This window comes from Spelaeicoccus albus, from assembly GCF_013409065.1.
In the GTDB taxonomy this organism is placed as follows: domain Bacteria; phylum Actinomycetota; class Actinomycetes; order Actinomycetales; family Brevibacteriaceae; genus Spelaeicoccus; species Spelaeicoccus albus.
In genome coordinates, this window is sequence record NZ_JACBZP010000001.1 from 396,909 (window position 1) to 413,056 (window position 16,148).

Annotated in this window: 14 protein-coding genes and 3 tRNA genes; 12 read left to right on the top strand and 5 right to left on the bottom strand. The window is 62.1% G+C overall.

The genetic code is table 11. The annotated features are described in order from the left end of the window. Positions 1 to 30 precede the first annotated feature (30 nt). A complete protein-coding gene (locus tag BJY26_RS01875; protein WP_179425170.1) occupies positions 31 to 384 on the bottom strand; it encodes a metallopeptidase family protein in 354 nt (117 codons plus the stop codon). Between the two features lie 170 nt (positions 385 to 554). On the opposite strand from BJY26_RS01875, the gene BJY26_RS01880 reads away from it, so the two are divergent. From BJY26_RS01880 to BJY26_RS01900, 5 genes are all read left to right on the top strand, one after another. After that, positions 555 to 627: transfer RNA gene (locus BJY26_RS01880), tRNA-Glu, on the top strand. A gap of 97 nt (positions 628 to 724) precedes the next feature. After that, positions 725 to 798 (top strand) — tRNA-Asp (locus BJY26_RS01885). A gap of 47 nt (positions 799 to 845) precedes the next feature. Next, positions 846 to 921: transfer RNA gene (locus tag BJY26_RS01890), tRNA-Phe, on the top strand. A 177-nt stretch (positions 922 to 1,098) separates the two neighbouring features. Beyond that, positions 1,099 to 1,443, top strand: a complete 345-nt coding sequence (locus BJY26_RS01895) for a hypothetical protein (RefSeq protein ID WP_179425172.1) — start codon at positions 1,099 to 1,101, stop codon at positions 1,441 to 1,443. 92 nt (positions 1,444 to 1,535) lie between these two features. Continuing rightward, complete coding sequence (locus BJY26_RS01900) at positions 1,536 to 2,405, top strand: hypothetical protein (RefSeq protein ID WP_179425174.1); 870 nt, start codon at positions 1,536 to 1,538, stop codon at positions 2,403 to 2,405. 118 nt (positions 2,406 to 2,523) lie between these two features. Here BJY26_RS01900 and BJY26_RS01905 read toward each other — a convergent pair whose 3' ends face one another. Next, positions 2,524 to 3,513 (bottom strand): tyrosine-type recombinase/integrase, encoded by a 990-nt coding sequence (locus BJY26_RS01905; RefSeq protein WP_179425176.1) that lies wholly within the window; start codon positions 3,511 to 3,513, stop codon positions 2,524 to 2,526. A 158-nt stretch (positions 3,514 to 3,671) separates the two neighbouring features. Further along, positions 3,672 to 4,421 carry a helix-turn-helix domain-containing protein gene (locus tag BJY26_RS01910; protein ID WP_179425178.1) on the bottom strand — a complete coding sequence of 250 codons (750 nt, stop codon included), beginning with the start codon at positions 4,419 to 4,421 and terminating at the stop codon, positions 3,672 to 3,674. A gap of 83 nt (positions 4,422 to 4,504) precedes the next feature. On the opposite strand from BJY26_RS01910, the gene BJY26_RS19305 reads away from it, so the two are divergent. Further along, entirely contained in the window at positions 4,505 to 4,738 is a 234-nt protein-coding gene (locus BJY26_RS19305; RefSeq protein ID WP_179425179.1) for a helix-turn-helix transcriptional regulator, read from the top strand. A 25-nt stretch (positions 4,739 to 4,763) separates the two neighbouring features. Continuing rightward, the gene (locus BJY26_RS01920; RefSeq protein WP_179425180.1) at positions 4,764 to 5,339 is read left to right on the top strand and encodes a hypothetical protein; all 576 of its coding nucleotides are present in this window, start codon (positions 4,764 to 4,766) and stop codon (positions 5,337 to 5,339) included. A gap of 301 nt (positions 5,340 to 5,640) precedes the next feature. Here BJY26_RS01920 and BJY26_RS01925 read toward each other — a convergent pair whose 3' ends face one another. Together BJY26_RS01925 and BJY26_RS01930 are read right to left on the bottom strand one after the other, a co-directional pair. After that, positions 5,641 to 8,490, bottom strand: a complete 2,850-nt coding sequence (locus tag BJY26_RS01925; RefSeq protein WP_179425181.1) for an NACHT domain-containing protein — start codon at positions 8,488 to 8,490, stop codon at positions 5,641 to 5,643. A gap of 921 nt (positions 8,491 to 9,411) precedes the next feature. Next, on the bottom strand, positions 9,412 to 9,816 hold the full coding sequence (locus BJY26_RS01930; protein WP_179425182.1) for a helix-turn-helix domain-containing protein: 405 nt from the start codon (positions 9,814 to 9,816) through the stop codon (positions 9,412 to 9,414). Between the two features lie 249 nt (positions 9,817 to 10,065). On the opposite strand from BJY26_RS01930, the gene BJY26_RS01935 reads away from it, so the two are divergent. The 5 genes from BJY26_RS01935 to BJY26_RS01955 all read left to right on the top strand — a co-directional run bounded on the left by BJY26_RS01935 (position 10,066) and on the right by BJY26_RS01955 (position 16,088). After that, positions 10,066 to 10,383, top strand: coding sequence for a hypothetical protein (locus BJY26_RS01935; RefSeq protein ID WP_179425183.1), 318 nt, complete (start codon positions 10,066 to 10,068; stop codon positions 10,381 to 10,383). Between the two features lie 208 nt (positions 10,384 to 10,591). Continuing rightward, on the top strand, positions 10,592 to 13,060 hold the full coding sequence (locus BJY26_RS01940; RefSeq protein ID WP_179425184.1) for a DUF3854 domain-containing protein: 2,469 nt from the start codon (positions 10,592 to 10,594) through the stop codon (positions 13,058 to 13,060). Beyond that, the gene (locus BJY26_RS01945) at positions 13,057 to 14,913 is read left to right on the top strand and encodes a DNA polymerase (protein WP_179425186.1); all 1,857 of its coding nucleotides are present in this window, start codon (positions 13,057 to 13,059) and stop codon (positions 14,911 to 14,913) included. Before BJY26_RS01940 ends, BJY26_RS01945 begins: the two co-directional genes overlap by 4 nt. Continuing rightward, the gene (locus BJY26_RS01950; protein ID WP_179425188.1) at positions 14,910 to 15,212 is read left to right on the top strand and encodes a hypothetical protein; all 303 of its coding nucleotides are present in this window, start codon (positions 14,910 to 14,912) and stop codon (positions 15,210 to 15,212) included. Before BJY26_RS01945 ends, BJY26_RS01950 begins: the two co-directional genes overlap by 4 nt. Positions 15,213 to 15,551: 339 nt before the next feature. Beyond that, positions 15,552 to 16,088 carry a hypothetical protein gene (locus BJY26_RS01955; protein WP_179425190.1) on the top strand — a complete coding sequence of 179 codons (537 nt, stop codon included), beginning with the start codon at positions 15,552 to 15,554 and terminating at the stop codon, positions 16,086 to 16,088. The last annotated feature ends 60 nt before the right edge of the window (positions 16,089 to 16,148 follow it).

Genomic DNA, 16,148 nt, shown 5'->3' on the forward strand with positions numbered 1-16,148 from the left:
TCGACCGCTCACCGGGCGCCCGTGACGAAATTAACCCCAACCGAGTTCGTGCAACCTGGCGTCGTCGATGCCGAAATGGTGCGCGATTTCATGGACCACGGTGACGGCCACCTCTTCCGCGACCTCCTCGGGCGTCTCGCAGATGGAAAGAATCGGATTCCGGAAGATGGTGATCTTGTCCGGCAACGGTCCGATCCCCCACATGTCGCTGCGTTCGGTAATCGGCACTCCTTCATAGAGGCCCAGAAGGACGGGGCCACCCGGCGGAGGATCGTCCTCGATCACGAGCGCAATGTTCTTCAGGCGGGCCGAGACCTCGCCGGGAATCAGGTCGAGAGCGTCCGATACGACGTTCTCGAACTCTTCTTCCGACATCCAGATCATGGCTCCAGTGTGCCCGCGCCGCCCGCGGAAAGCGACAACGGTTCCGGCAGGCCCGTGGAAGCTTGCACGGCGGGCGCATCTCGTTTTGCCAACAGGCATGTTTTAGCCCTATGCTGTGTGAGGTTCGAAATGAACGACGGAGCAATCCCGAAAGCATTTTGTTTCCCCTGGGCCCCATCGTCTAGGGGCCTAGGACACCGCCCTTTCACGGCGGCGACACGGGTTCGAATCCCGTTGGGGCTACACGGTATGCAAGGCGTCTGCTTTGGATATCGCAGGCTGTTTATGACAGTGTGTAGTTCATTGAAGTAGCACGGTGCAATACCCTTGCAGCCAGCAAGGCCCCGTAGCGCAGTTGGTTAGCGCGCCGCCCTGTCACGGCGGAGGTCGCGGGTTCAAGTCCCGTCGGGGTCGCGAGCGAGACCGCTCCTTAGAGTTAAGGAGCGGCTTTCGTCACTTAAGGCTCTGTAGCTCAGTTGGTAGAGCGTTCGACTGAAAATCGAAAGGTCACCGGATCGACGCCGGTCGGAGCCACCAAACCCCCGGTCTTCCGGGGGTTTTCTTTTTATAACCGTCAAGCACCCCGCATAAACCCCGCACTTTCAATTCGAAGACCGGCGAAGGCGACTCTGCGCGCCGCACGATTGCGAGTCATTTCTACCATCGAGCGATACTGCGCGGTATGGTATGAATATTGGCTCCGAAGGGACTGTCATGAAATCAAGCGACGCTACACTCCACGATTTTCACGTCTCTGTCACAATCGAGACTGGGCACGCACAAAGTCGTGCGCGTCTGCTCAATGCGTTCAAGAAGGCTCTCACGCCGGATAAGTTCCCGCAGGCTTTCCGTGTACAAATCAATGACGGACTTGAAGCCTCCGATATCGATATCTCCTTCGCCATCAAAGCACAAAGCAATCCCGACGCCCAACGCCGCGTCAACGAACTCATGAGCAAACTCGCACCGGCTATGACTGCAGTATCGGAAAGCGGCCCAGCGACAGACGAGGACTATGAAGAAGTTGGACGCGGGTTACGTCCACTTACGGCAGTATGACCCCAGAGCCCGACGGACTCACCGGAGAAGAAAGATCCTCCTGGGTCGGTGCCCGTATCATCATGGGAATACGCGAGTATTTCCCAGTCTCGTTGACGATTGCAGTTGCCGTCCTTGGTGCCATCGTCGCAGCACCTGCCATACTCAGATTCATAGTCTCTGGCCTTGACTGGGCCAGCCTCGACGGGATCGAAAAGACGACATGTATCATAATGCCGCTCCTCCTCGTCTTGATCATCCTTTCGGCAATATTTGATCGGCGACAAACGGCTTCCAAGAACCAATTGCAGCACGACGCTCTCGCCGCTCAAGAAAAAGCAGACACGTACAAGAAACAGCTCGCACACCTCCGCGAGAACAATGCGGCCAGCCAGAGGAATGCAGCGGAAGCCATTCAAAACAGTCTCGCGGCCGCACTCGAAGCCCCACTGAAGGCAACTCTCGAAGAGCTGGGCGTCTGGAGTGAGCAAAGCAGAGTGTCGGCGTATCGCCATGACGCAAAGATGTCGGCGTTCGTCATGATTTCGCGGATCTCAGCGGATCCGTCACTCGCGAAAGCCGGCCGAGGCACGTATCCCGATGACATCGGCCTCATCAGTGCGGCATGGACATTGGGCCAATGCGATGACGATTGCAATCGGACAGACTCAGATGCCTGGGCGAAATACCAAGCCAGAAACGCCGACCTCCCCTACGGCACTGGCATTGGTGTCATGATGAAAGCCCGCAGCATTCGAGGTATCCGCGTGAACGATGGGGACGACATGCACCCCCTGGGAGTTCTCATCTTCGAGCATATGGATTATCAACGTTTTACACATCCACAGGTGCTGAATGCCCTGGCCGGGCTCTCGGAGTTGCCCGCCTACGGATGCATACAGACGGCCTTCAAAGCCGTCCCCCCTCATACATTCCACCATACCAATGGCTTGACTCGGGCCGATACCGCAGTCAGCAAATGATCAGGAGCATCAGACTCGAGGACGGTTTCGTCCCCAGCCGCTAGGGAATCCTTGAACCAGGAAAAAATCGATAGTGTCGCCGCGCAGTTGTATGAACGTTGACGACCGCATCGCACTTTCAAATCAGCCCGTCGAGCTGTTTCTGCATTACCGCACCGGCTCTCGTGTCGCCCTTGAGGGTGTTCATGTAGACGTCCTGTGTCATCGACGGGTTCTTGTGCCCGAGGAACGCCGCGATCTCGGTCGCCGACATCCCGGCCCGATCGAGCATCGTCGCGGCGGTCTTGCGAAAGGTGTGGGTCGAGAGTTCCGGATAGCCCAGTGCGTCGCGAACGTCGCGGAGCTCCCGCTGAGTGTTCGACGGATCGCGCAGAGTCATGACGGTCGTGGGGAAAAGCAGCGTCGTGAATTCCTTGAGGCGATCATGCCGCCGTTGCAGTAGATCCATGGTCGGCTCCGGCAGCGGTGTAACGCGCCAGCCCGCGTCAGTCTTCGGTACTGTTTGCCGAATGATTCCGCGACCTTTCACGCGGACGTTCGTAGCCTCCACTTCGGCGGTGCTCGCCTGGAAGTCGATCGACGAAACATCGAGAGCGCAGGCCTCCCCGACTCGCCACCCCGCCGCGACCATGAACTCGAGAAGCTCGACCGTGTCTTGCTCGATGAGGCTGGGGGCCGATCGGAGCTTGCCCATGAGGTCGGCGAGGTCTTCGGGAGCGATAGCGGAAGCCCCCTTCTTCCCCTTGGATTGGGCGATGCGCTCGACGTCACGTACTGGGTTTCGGGAGATGGCTCCGTTACTCACCGCCAGCGACATCATGCCGCTTAAGGTAGACCGGCAATTCTTCGCCGCGCCGTGACCCGACTCCCTGTGCACCGCGTTGAGGAATTTCTGCAGACGGTCCGGTTTGGCTTCCGCCACGGAAAGATCACCGATCCGCGGCGTGATGTGCGCGGTGACCGCGTAGCCATAGGTCTCGAGACTGCCTTCTGAGAGTTGTAGGTCGCGCTTGTGGGCGAGGAAAAGTTGCCCGAGCACGTGTAGCGGCGTCGTGGGCTTGAGCTCGCCGCCGCGGCCGGTCTCGATGGTGGTCAGCGCCCGTTTCAAGGCGGATTCCGACTTCGGTTTGCTCGCACCGAACCTCTCGACCTGTCTGGTTTTGCCGTCGGCAAACCTGTACCGCGTGCGTGCCCGCCATTTGCCGGGCCGTACTTCGACCGAATTGATCGTTCCGTATGTTCCGATGCTCATTCTGGGCCGAACCATCACACCTCCTTAGCCGCAGCCTCGCGGATCTCGTCGACAAGCACGCGCGTTACGCGGCCGCGCGCCTGCGGTGTGCTTCCGGCCCCGGCTCGCCGCGCGGATTCTTCTTCCAGTGGACGCTCCCAGAGTTGGATCGCTCTTCGCTGGAGTTCCCCGGTCTCTATGCCGAGCTTCTTGGCCGCCCGCTCTTCCGCCAGACTCGCCGGGGCTTCCCCATCTTCACGGTCCCATTCCGGCTGCGGAGGCATTTGGCTCTCGTCGAGCAGTTGAGCGACTTGGTCCGCTCGCTCCGTCGCGGTCAATTTGTGTCCGGACAACTCGCGCATTTTCTGCAGCGCCGCATGCTCAAGTTCTTCATCGAACTCGTCGTAAGGATCGCGGGATGACGAGTCACGCGAATAGTCGGCGTCTGACAGCTCGACGGCGTGTCCCTCGAGTACACGATCGAGCCATGCGCGCGTCACGGGACGTTGATCACCCGGACCAAGCTTGAGCGTCTGCGCATCCCCCAGCAGGTCGGAAAGTCTTAGCCGATCGCCGGTGAGGTCACCAAGCGCCAGCGCAAGATAGATGAGCGTCGGGAGCGCGGGCGTCGCCTGTCCTTGTTCGAGGTTCCGCACGCTACTGGCACTCCAAGTCGCACCGTATCGCCGGCCCGCCCGGGCGATCTGATCGAGCGTGAGCCGGTTCGCCCGCCGCACGAACGACAAGTACGAGCCCAGAGCAGCGTTGAGGGTCACAGCATCCATAAACACAGGTTACAGCACTTGTAATTAACACGAGAAGCCAATAGCATGAATACAAGTATTAACATCTGTACACGGAGGAACTTGTGGATACACGAAGCGGCGAAGCGAGGCATTCCTCTCTACTCACGGTCGAAGACCTCGCCACCCAGCTCGGCCTCAGCGTCAGCTCGATCTACCGGATGCGTTCGACGGGTGAATCGCTGCCTCGCGCGGCGAAGCTCGGGTCACGGGCAGTGCGGTGGAGACAGACCGACGTGGACGCATGGGTCGAGGACCACCTCGAGCCTTCCGCGCACCTCCCCTCCGAGGCGCGATAACCCGAACGTAAACGGAGACATCAAAATGACTCGCACCATCATCCGCAAGACCGAAGTACCCCGGGCATCCACCAGAGACGCCTACGCCCGGTATTTCCGCGATCTCACGGCAGAGTACCTGGCACGGTCGCAACGCCTGGAGCGTCGCCTGCTCACCGGAGGGACATCCAAGAATTCACCAGACATGATCGTCCTCGAGAAGCCAACATGGGAGCTCGACGACGTCTGCTGCTTTACGAATATCACCCAGGGCGAGCTGCAACAGGTGCTCCCGCCGCTGTTCGATGCCTTCCGTCGGCTCAACCGCGCGAGGTTCGCCGCAATGTCTGCACGGCACGTCAAGCGCAGCGAAAGGCTGGAACTCGCCGCGCTCGGCGTCGACATCATGATCGCTGGCCTTCTCGAACGCCTGCATCCCGAACGCGCCGACTACGAGAATGTGGCCGAAGAGATCATCGACAGCTGGCTCGAGCCGATGTTCGGGCCGTGCCGGTGGAGCGAGTTCGATCATTTCGGTCACCGCTGTCGGAAGCCGGTCGACTGGACTCACGCCGATATGGGCGGTGGCCATTCCGTCAGAAGCGCGAGGTGGGACCAATGAGGGTCAGCAGTGCCCGCGCTGACTGGGTACAGTGACGGACGCTCGGCGACTCTACCCTTGAGGTGGCCGTCGACCCTCTCGTCGCCGTCAGCAACAGTCGGCTTCTGGACCGCTGCCGGGACTGCCGTGACGACTCCGGCTGCTCCCGGCGTACCCCAAATCTCGTCTCTCCGTCCGGAAGTTTCTGGACTTTGCCCCTCTTGGGCTGCCGACGGGGCATCAACCGCCGCCCGGCTTCTTAGACCAGTCTCAGCCCCCTGGTTCCAGTCGATGTCGCGACCAGCGACCCCAATACCTGACGTCAGGAAGAGTCGTCGCCCAAATCGACCGGTCGCCGCCATAGTCCTGGGAGCACGTTTTGGCGAAGAATTGCCATGAGACGCGGTGAGCCCGCCGCAACGTGACACAATGCCTCACCGAGGATGATCACGTTGTCGGGCTCATCGAGAAAAGCCACAAGATCGCCCAGCTGTTGGTCACGAAATCCGCCTGCCGCCTGAACGTCCTGAATCAGACCATCCATCGTGTGCATTGCGTTCTCGGTGTCAGGCTCCGCGTACTCGTGCAGAGTGTCCGAGAACGCCGCCCAGTTCGCCACGGGCTCGGCTGGGAGCGTCTTCGAGGCGTCACGACGTACGCTGGCGAGTCCGAGCACAGCCGTGCACGCGCCCGTCGCGCGACCGATGTCGGTGATAGCTCCCTGTATGGCCTCGGCGTTCTCGCGCGATGTGGCCGGCCCGCCGAGTGCGTCACGCAGTCCGTCAGCAACGAACCCGCGCACGGCGTCAGACGTGGCCGCTGCCGACATGAGCATTCGGGTGTAGCCGGTCAGCTCGAACCCGGCAGGCTCATTGAGCGCACTCATCGCATGGGCCACCAGGTGCCGCAGGAACTTCGGTACCGCGATCATTCCGTCGTCGATAATGTCAGCGGCTACGTTTGGGCCTACTGGGAACATCGATCCGAACCGCTCCGGCGCATCCTCATCGAGCGTGAGCACAAGATCGGTGATCGCCCGCTGCTGGTAGGGCTGCGGCTCCGTGAACAACCGGCCGGCGGCGAAGAGGAATGTGTTGCGCCAATGAGGCGAAGGAGCGATGCGGCGCAGCCTCGGGATAGTCTCCTCGAGCGGTCCGGTCGTCAGAGCAAAGGCAGCCATCAACTCCTGAAGAGATCGCACATCGAAGCCGAACCCTCCGCCGGGGCGTGGGGTGAGCAGCACCAGACGATGCGTAGCTGTCTTCACGATCCGTTCAAGCAGCTCCTGATCACGGGTCTCAGGCTCATACTCGGCCTCCGCAAGCACCTTCCACGCTTCATTCCGCAGTTCGAGCGGAGACAGGACCGCGTCAGTTCCAGTGGCAGTCTCAGCCTCCTTCTGGAGCAGCAGTCCGACACGCCGATGCAGTTCGAGCACTTCAAGTGCATGCTCGCGCAGCAGCCTGGAAAGACTCGAGTTCTTGTTCTGTTCACGCTTCGCGATCGTGCTGTAGTACCCCCAGAACAGCTCGTACCTACTGGGCGCGAACTGCTTGGCAGACTCGGCGATGATAGACATGATCAGCGTCTGCAACGGTGTTCGGAGCAGGTGCTTGGTTCGGTCATCTTGTGCCGCCTGCTGGAGCTGCGACATGATTCGGTCCTGTCGAGCTTCGTCGTCGGGCAGCCGCAGCTTGGTGACGAGCTGCCCGTAGCGGAGCGCGTCGTTAACAGCGAGATCAGTGAGATCGATGCGCTCGAAGGCCTCGGAGGGCAGCTCGTCCTGATAGCCGGTCGGGCGAGTGGTGACCATGATGAGCATGTCGCACCTCTCGGACTCGGCCTCGGCTGCGAACGTCTCGAGGTTGGCGATCAGCGCCTTGCGTACGGACGGTTCACTGACTTCGTCGAGGCCGTCCAGCACGATGAACGAAGGCCAGTGTTTTAGCCACTCCCAAAGTTCCCAGCGCGGGATGTCCTTGGACGCGGTCTTCCCGGTCAGGGTGGTCGCAATCCAGTGCAGTAGTGAGTAGCTATCGGCTGTGCCCTGCTCAATCGCAAACCTGGCGAGGTCGATGTTCATCGGCCATCGCCGGTTCTTCGGCACGCGAACGCCCATGGCGACAAGCGCGTCCGTGGTGCTCGCCACCGTCTTCAACTGGTCGTCGCCGATTTCGAGGTCTTCGCCGAGGAACACGGCTCGGTACGCGTGAGTCAGAAATTTGGAGACAGTCGACTTGCCGTTGCCGGGAGCACCCGTGAGTACGAGGTGCCGCGGCTTCGCAACCGTAGTGAGTCCCGGCTTGAGAACTCGCTCCCCGCGTTCTAGCGCAAAAGCAATCACGTGGTCGCTCGTTTGCCGGTTGCCCACCAGAACTGGTAGGTCAATAGCAACGTCCTCGACCGGCACGCCGTGACCTTCGTAACCCGCTTCGTCGAAATAGACACGTCGTTCGCCCACCAACATCGACCGAGCGTGCTTCTCGAGCGCCGTTCCCAGCTCCGCCTGGTTAACGTTCGTGGAGAGCATTGACAGATCCGCGAGCACGTCTCCGGCGGTCAGGAAGCCGTTGAACGCACGGCGCACTCCGTCGTGAGCGTTGAGAAGACCGACGATCTGATTGCCGTCCCACAGACGCCATTTACGTAGCCTTTTCATTCGGTCGCGTCGAGCGCGTCGCCGCTTCCGCGCTTCTTCGCGTGCCGACTTCGGGACGTCGTCCTCAGCAAGTTCGTTATTCAGCTGATCGAGGTACCGCTGGATGTTGGTATTGATGGTGTCGAACCCGCCACTGCCCGGAACTGGCGTGAGCGGAATGTTGGTAGCGAACACGAGATAGTGCGGTACGTCGCCTCGCGTCGAGTCGGGGTCACCCCACTCGTCCAACTCGGTTTTGATGCTCTGCCAGAACGAGGAAGCATCCTTCTGCGTACCCTCTAGCGTCTCCTTGTGCTTGACTTGGAAGATCGTCGTGCCATCCCAGGTCTCCGCTTTCGGGTGGCGCTCATCGGCGGACCACACGATGACCCCGTCGCTGACCAACATGTCGCGGCCACCGTCCCTGCCACGCCCCATCGGACGGATTTGGGGGCCGAGCACCTTGATTGCCAGCGCGGCTACGACGTCTTGGAAGCCTACGCCGCCGAGACGCTGCAGGTCGTCATTCTCCATCGCATCCCTTTGATTCGCGCGTACGAAACATCTGATTCGAGCCACGAGAGACACGGCCCTTGAGGTACGGCAGTGCTCCAGAGGATCGTCTCGATCATCCTAGTGGCCGACGACCACCAATGGGTCGGTGCCGCACCGGCTCACGCCGCAGCAGGACTTTTCTATGACCTGATGAGATCCAGTATCAGACACGAGCTTGGATCAGACCGCAAGCCTCAGAGGTTTGAGAGACGACAGACCAGGAAACTGGTTCTACGGCTGATAACCAGAAGGCCGGCAAGCTCGGGCCGGCGGCCATCACCGTCGGCCTTAGCCAAGAGGCGAAGCCTGCACCGGGGTCGGCCGCCACTCATGCATGGCGGAGAGCGGGAGAGCAGGCGGAGAGCACCGATTTGGCGGTGCTCTCCCACCAAAAGACTGTCTGACCTGGGGAAACACCGGACGGGAGAGCGGGAGAGTAAGAAACATACTCTCTACGTGTGACCGTGTGTGCGCGTTCCAATCGTTCGCATAGCTGCGCACACGCACACATGCTGCCGTAGCGGCGGACGCCATCCTGCTCTCCCGCTCTCCGGGTCGACTAAATCCGACTCTGACCTGGGGAAACACACGGAGAGCAGGCGGAGCGCACCGCTCGGCGCGTGCTCTCCCGCTCTCCGGTTCCGGTCGCAGAAGTCCGGTGTGCCCTACTTCTTAGTCCGGGCGATCCAGCCTGTTGCCCTGGATGCCTGCAGGGCCAGCGCGAACTCTTAGCTCCGATCATCAGCTCGCATTGACACGGAGCACGCAGGGTCGCTGCGACCCGTCACGGTAGAGACCGTGACGGCGGCGTTATACCCAAACTGGGTCACTGGAGGCGCATGACCCCGGGATTCGCGTCGAACGGCACCGCTCGTTGGCCCGGCACACTGTCCCGAAAGCTCAGATCTCGACATCGGGCAGCTCGACACCGCGGGCAGACGCCTCTCGCTCACCCTCCAGAACCCTGACCGACAGCTCCAACTGCCTGACATCGTCGCGGGCCTGTTGGAGTCGCGCATGAGCTTTGAGGAGAGCGGCCCGTTTAATCTCGAGGTGCCGGTCAATAGTTGATGTATCGGTGAGTAACGTCATCAGCTCAACATCAAGCAACTGCGCGATGGCCACGGCCTCGTCAATCTTGACCGTCCGCTTGCCCTTCTCGATTCTCGTCATCGCACTGGGGTCGATCGTGTCGTCGAGCATGCCGGAGAGCCGCCGCGCGAACTCAATCTGACTCAGGCCGGCCCGCTCCCGTTCTTCGCGTAGACGACTAGCGAAGATGATCCCGGCTGTACTGTGCGACATTGCGAGATCCCCTCGTTTACGAATACAACTAGTGCGATTTACTCCGTACTTTACGTGCTAATTGTTAAAATTGCCATTTTCGGGTAGGATTGGAGAACCAGACGGAACCTCGGTCGATTAGATCGAGGGGAAGCAAACCGTTTAACGCCTCACGAGGCGGCGGGTCGAGGGACGGACTCGAAACTGGGCCGGGCCGCGGCAATCGCGGATTGTAACCGGACACCACTTCGATCACGAGGGGTCCCCGATATGGCAACCGCACCGGCGCTCGAGCGCCTCTACGCACTCCGACAGCTGCACGACGCAGGTTACGGCGATCGGGTCACTCTCACCAAACGCATTCGCGAGGGAGTGCTGCCTGCGGTCAAGGTCGGCAATGCCTTCAAAATTCGCGAACGCGATCTCCACCTGATCGGCGCAAGCATCAACATGCCCGAAGACGATTCACGCGTGGCCCCGACCGATGAACTCGGTGACCTCGTGAAGAACGTCGTCGATGCCTTCCCGCAGCTCTCCGCCGACCAGAAGTGCCAACTCGGCCGACTTCTCACCTCTGCCGCTGCCTAAATACGAAACGCCCCGGCTGACGGGCCAGGGCGCTTCTACTTCTTCAACCAGGACGGTATTGAAAGTCGAGTCCATTATGACAGAGATCGCTGAGGATTGCACAGGCGTCGATAGCGCCTCGGATGATCTGGATAGCCCACTTACTAGTTATCAGAACCTGGCCCCGGAGCACGCGAAGGAGCTTTTCGGCAGCTCGGTTCCAGCGTCCGTGGCCGCTGAACAACGCGTCCACACGGCGCATACCCGCGGCGAGCTTCCAGCTTGGGCGCAATGGATCGCCGAGTTCGACAGCGCGCTTCCGGCGCTCGTGTACCCAATGGTTCACCCCGACGGATCCGAGACCGGGCAGGTCAAGCCCGCTCCGGGCACCGTGACCTCTTCCGAGGGCCGGCCCCTCAAGTACGTGTCGCCCGGCCACGACGACGGCCCACCCAAGCTGCCTGTATTGCGTACTGTCAAGAGCCCTGAAGTCGTCCTCATCGTCGAGGGCGTCAAGCAGGCACTGGCCGCGCTGTCCTGGGCACCCGAGACCTGGTCGATCTACCGGATCGCCGGCATCTGGTCGTGGCGGGTCGCCGGTGACGGCGAGGACGTCCCCGGTACACCGACGCCGCATCTGACGGCCGTCCAAGGCCAGAACGTTGTGATCGTGCCCGACGCCGATGCGAAGTCCAACGTCCGCGTCTTCGACGGGGCCGTCGCACTCGGTGAGGCATGCCGAGGCTACGGGGCAGCCAGCGTGAAGTTCGCCCGGCTGCCCGGTGCGGGCAAAGACGGTCTGGACGACCTGCTCGTTCGCCTGGCCGACGACGATGCCCGTCGCGAACTGCTGAAGTCCTGGGTGACTACCGCGAAGTCCCGTCCCGCGGATCTGAATCAGCGACAGCGGGAGCGGCTCCGAGCCAAGGTCGCCGCCAAAGATGCGCAGAAGGCTGCAAAAGCCGCTGTATCCGGTGACGCATTTGACGGCCGTGTCGGCATCGATCTGGACGGGGACCCACGGCAAGTATCGCTCCACCTTCTGTCGACGCTCGTCGAGAACCGCGGTGGCGGGTCCATCTTCCAGCTCAATCGCAAGCTGGTGCGACTGCGGCGCGGCGACGACGGCGCGCTGCGGGCAGACGAGTTGGACCCCTCGGGACTTCATCGCGAGCTGCTCGACGTCACGTGCCCGTTCAGAATGATGAAGACCGGTGTTCAGCCCATGCAACTCCTGGGCCCGACGCTCGGCCTCGTGGCCGACCATTGGAACGAACTTCCGCGCCTGACGGGAGTGACTCGTTCGCCGGTCGTTCGCTCTGATGGCACCATCAACACCACTGACGGCTATGACGCCGAGACGGGGCTGTATCTGGACCTGTCGTCGGACATACGGGGCATTGAAGTTCCTGAGCACCCCACTGACGCCGACGTTGCAGCAGCCAGGACGATGATCCGCGACGACCTGTTCGCTATGGATGGAGCCGGTGGCTACGACGGCTGGGTCTTTCGGGATGTGGCCGATCAGACGAACGCCGTCGCTGGGATGCTAACTCCGCTGATCCGATCTCAGGTGACCTGCGTTCCTCTACTGCTGTTTGACGGGATCCAGCCGGGAGTCGGCAAGGGCGGCCTGCTCGAGATGACTCATCAGGTCCCTTTCGGGACCCCGGCGTCGGTCCAGCCCGCGCCACGGTCGGACGAGGAGATGGACAAGCGCATCGTCGCCCAACTCTCGGAGAGTTCGACCTCAGTTTGTCTGGACGAGGTGCAGGACGAGGACGACACGTGTCGGCTGAAATCGGCATCATTGCGGGCCGCTCTGACGTCGGCAATCTACCGCGGGCGTGAGCTCGCGAAGACGAAGATGCTCAACCTGCCGAACATGGCGTCCTGGTACGCGCTCGGCAACAACGTCCAGATCCCAGCCGACATGGCGCGTCGCGTCGTCCCCGTCAGGCTGGACTCGGACAGGCCAAATCTGGAAAACCGCGACAGCTTCCGCCACGACTTGGTCACGTGGGTGCCTGAGCATCGCACGGAGCTGCTGCAGGCATGTCTGGTGCTTGTCCGCGCGTGGTACGACCGCGACCAGCCGATCGCACCCAAATCGTTCGGCTTCGCCTCGTTCGGTGAGTGGCAGCGCATTGTCGGCGGCATTCTGCACCTCGCCGGATTCGAAGGCTTCTTGGCCAACGTCATGGAGGTTCGCGAGGCCGCCGACAGCGAGGGCGTGGACAACCGGGAGTGCTGGGCGTGGGCCGAGTCGCTGGTCCCGGTAGGAACGCGCTGGGGCGCGGGTGAGGTGTACGCGCAGGGCAAGGCGGACCCGGATGCCCCACCACCGTACGGGACGTCGTGGAAGGAACTGGACGCGCGCAAGCTCTCGAGGTACTTCGGTCAGCACCCGCGGTGGTATGGCGATCTGCGCATCCGAGCGGACGGGAGGATGCACGGCGGGGCCAAGGCATTCGTCTTCGAACGTTTGCCGTCGGGAGTGTCTGCGGTCCCGACGTCGTCTTCTGCGTCACCGCCGGCCCCTGGTCCGAGGCAGTCCGGACCGCGCCCTGCCGCCGGTACCGCACCGGGAGAGGTCATCGAGCTGACCGACCGCAGCGGGGTCAAACAGCGGGTTGCAAGGGCGATGCCGACCATGAACGGCAAGACCATCGCGGAGCTCGGAGGTGACGCATCATGAGCATCGTCTACGTCGACCTTGAGACCGCCGACGCCGACCGGCTCTGGGACTACGGCACCGGGTTCGTCCGGATCGCCGGCTACGCCGTCGACAACCGGCCGGTGGAAAGCACGACCGACATCGCCGCAGTGACCCGGACGATCGAGCAGGCCGACCTCGTGGTCGGGCACAACGTGCTCGGCTTCGACCTGCTGGCGCTGGAGCGTTACCACGATCTCGACCTTTCACGCCTGGTGCGCGAGGACCGTGTCGTGGACACGCTGCTCGCGGCTCGGCAGAACGACCCGCCGCTGTCAGGAAGCGCGGACGCGCGCCGGTATAACCTCGACGCGATCGCCAAGCGCCTGGGTCTCGACGGGAAGATCACCGGTGCCGGGGGCACAGCACTGAAGGCGCTGGCGAAGAAGTTCGGTGGCTTCGACCGGATCCCCGCCGACCATCCCGATTACCTGCGGTACCTGATACAGGACGTCGAACTTGTTCGGGAGTTGTCCAAGCACCTTGCCGTCGATGACTACTTGTGGCGCGAGCACCGGGTGATGTGGCGGCTGAATCACATCACCAAGCACGGCTTCCGTGTGGATGTCGATCTCGCGGAGCGCTTAATCGCCGAGCGCCAGACTCGTGTGCGGGCTCAGAAGAAGCAGCTACACGACGTCTACGGTCTGCCGCTGGACGGCAAGAAGCCGCACACGACGACTGATGGCAAGGTCGCGCTCGAGAAGGCTTTCATCGATCTTGGCATTGAGCCGCCGCGTACACCGACGGGTGCACTGGCAACCGGAAAAGAGGTACTGATGGGACTCGAAGCCGGACACCCGGACAACACCGGTTTGGTGGAGCTGTGCCGCACGCTGAGGGCATTCAACGGCGAACGGTCGATGGCGCAGACCCTCATGGATCACGCCGGCAAAGATGGGCGCGTGCATCCCGGCGTGGATCCCCACCAAGCCACCGGGCGAATCAGCATCACCAATCCCGGGCTGTCCGTGATGGGCAAGCGCGACCGCGGCAACGTCTGCGAACGAGCGATGCTCCTCCCCGACGTCGGGCACGTTCTGATCAGCGCGGACCTCTCGCAGATCGACGCGCGGGCGATGGCGATGCATTGTCAGGACGCGAACTACATCGCCGCGCTGGAGCCAGGCAAGGACATGCACGACGAGATGGCGGCGGCCGTGTTCGGCGAGAGCGGCTGGGACCGTAGCGCCGGTCACCACCCGCGTCGAGGCGATGCCAAGGCGATCACGCACGCCACGTCGTACGGCATGGGCGCGAGGGCGCTGGCTGACAACGCGGGGATCAGCCACGATGATGCCGAGCGGCAGCTTGCGGCTTTGGAGCTGAAGTTCCCGGGATTGACGGCGTTCAAGACCTGGGTACGCGACGACGCCCGTCGTCAGGTCATCGAGAACGCGTTCGGACGGCGGATGCGGGTGCGACCAGGCAAAGAGTACACACAGGCACCAGCGCACATCGGCCAAGGCACGGCGCGCGACCTGATGATGGAGGGCGTCCTGCGGCTGCCAGAGTGGCTGCTGCCAGGCCTGCGCGCAATCGTCCACGACGAGCTCGTTCTGTCCGTGCCGGAGAGCCGGGCGGACGAGGCCGAAGCCGCCGTGCTTAAGGCGCTGCAGTTTGCGTACCGAACCGCGCCAGGGAAGACCCCGGTGCCGGTTCTGGCCGACAAATCTGATCGAGGACGTGACTGGGCCGACTGCTACCGGTCAGAGAAGAAGAACTGGCCCGAGGTCGCCCGTGACCACCGTGATCTACCGACGTGCGGCGACAGCGACTGCACATGGCATCTCGGCAACGAAGTTATCTCTGAGGAGAAGGAGAACGCAGCATGACGATCAAGAACCGCACTGTCGAAGAGCAGCATCGGCTGAATGGATACAGGCGTCGCCGACGCGTGCTCGAGTATGCGCTCTATCATTCGGTCCAAGCCGAGCCGGCGACCGCCGGCGAGGTGAAGCAGTTCCTCAAGACCGCACCGCCCGAGGTCTTCATCCTTCTGGATGGCCTCGCCATCGGCGGACCCCGCGGGCAGCGACCCCACGGCGTAGATAAGGAGCGCAATGACCGCATCGTCGCCGGTGTCGTCGGCTGGCTGCTAGGGAAGCCCGGGGTGACCGGCCGTGACCATTAACTCTCAAACGTCACGCGACGCGCCTGATCTTCTGACCACGAGCAGAGACAGAGACCCGACTACCGGCCGCCAGGCCGGGCGGAGAATGCCCCGACGGCCGTCGGGCCGGATCTCAGCACACAACAGGATACGCAATAGAAGGGACGACCGATGAGCAACCACGACACGGGCGATCTCGACGACCAGCTCAAGTATCTGCGGGACGGGCACAAGCCTGGTTTCGCCAAGCTCAGCAACGAGGAAGCTCGCGGCATCGACACGGACTGACGCGTTGATTCCATATTCGAATTCACGGTAATTGACGAAATGAAATAGCACGCAACAGGAGGGCTGATCACGATGATTACGAAAAAGAACCGTACCTCAAAGGTCGAGGAGCTGCGTCGGCAGCTCGAGGAAGCCGAGAAGGCAGAACGGGCGCGGGACAAGGCCGAAGGGCTTGCTCTCCGCCGAGCCAAGAAAGCCGCTGGCGATAACCACACTCGCCTGGCGTTGTCGCTGTATGACCTGCTCGGTGTCGAGCCCGAGCAGCCGACTATTCGCGTCATCGACGGTGAGCGCAAAACCGTGGCTGTCGACAAGGATGAGAGTCTGCGGTCGCAGCGCCTGTTCGACATGGTCGAGGAAATTGTCGAGAAGGCTGATCCGTCGCTGGTCGAAAGGCTCAAGCGCGCGGACAATCAGGGCCGTAATGAGCGCAAGCCGAAGGCGAAGAAGGGCGAGGACGAGAAGCCGAAGAATGGCGCTGACGAGCCGAAGGCTCAGCGCGCCGCCGGCGTTGCTGCTTCGTCATCGTCACAGCCTGCACCGACTGCTCCGTCACCCACCAACGGCCAGCTTCAGGAGTCGGGAACGCCGCATCACCAGCCCGCGTAAAGCACCAGCGCCGACATCTCCGGCGTCATCGAGAAGCCTCGGCTCGCCATCAAGGTGGCC

Coding starts and splice junctions, on each gene's coding strand:
- BJY26_RS01945 (WP_179425186.1), top strand. CDS start 13,057: ATGAGCATCGTCTACGTCGACCTTGAGACCGCCGACGCCGACCGGCTC.
- BJY26_RS01875 (WP_179425170.1), bottom strand. CDS start 384: ATGATCTGGATGTCGGAAGAAGAGTTCGAGAACGTCGTATCGGACGCT.
- BJY26_RS01925 (WP_179425181.1), bottom strand. CDS start 8,490: ATGGAGAATGACGACCTGCAGCGTCTCGGCGGCGTAGGCTTCCAAGAC.
- BJY26_RS01920 (WP_179425180.1), top strand. CDS start 4,764: ATGACTCGCACCATCATCCGCAAGACCGAAGTACCCCGGGCATCCACC.
- BJY26_RS01935 (WP_179425183.1), top strand. CDS start 10,066: ATGGCAACCGCACCGGCGCTCGAGCGCCTCTACGCACTCCGACAGCTG.
- BJY26_RS01955 (WP_179425190.1), top strand. CDS start 15,552: ATGATTACGAAAAAGAACCGTACCTCAAAGGTCGAGGAGCTGCGTCGG.
- BJY26_RS01910 (WP_179425178.1), bottom strand. CDS start 4,421: ATGGATGCTGTGACCCTCAACGCTGCTCTGGGCTCGTACTTGTCGTTC.
- BJY26_RS01950 (WP_179425188.1), top strand. CDS start 14,910: ATGACGATCAAGAACCGCACTGTCGAAGAGCAGCATCGGCTGAATGGA.
- BJY26_RS01930 (WP_179425182.1), bottom strand. CDS start 9,816: ATGTCGCACAGTACAGCCGGGATCATCTTCGCTAGTCGTCTACGCGAA.
- BJY26_RS01895 (WP_179425172.1), top strand. CDS start 1,099: ATGAAATCAAGCGACGCTACACTCCACGATTTTCACGTCTCTGTCACA.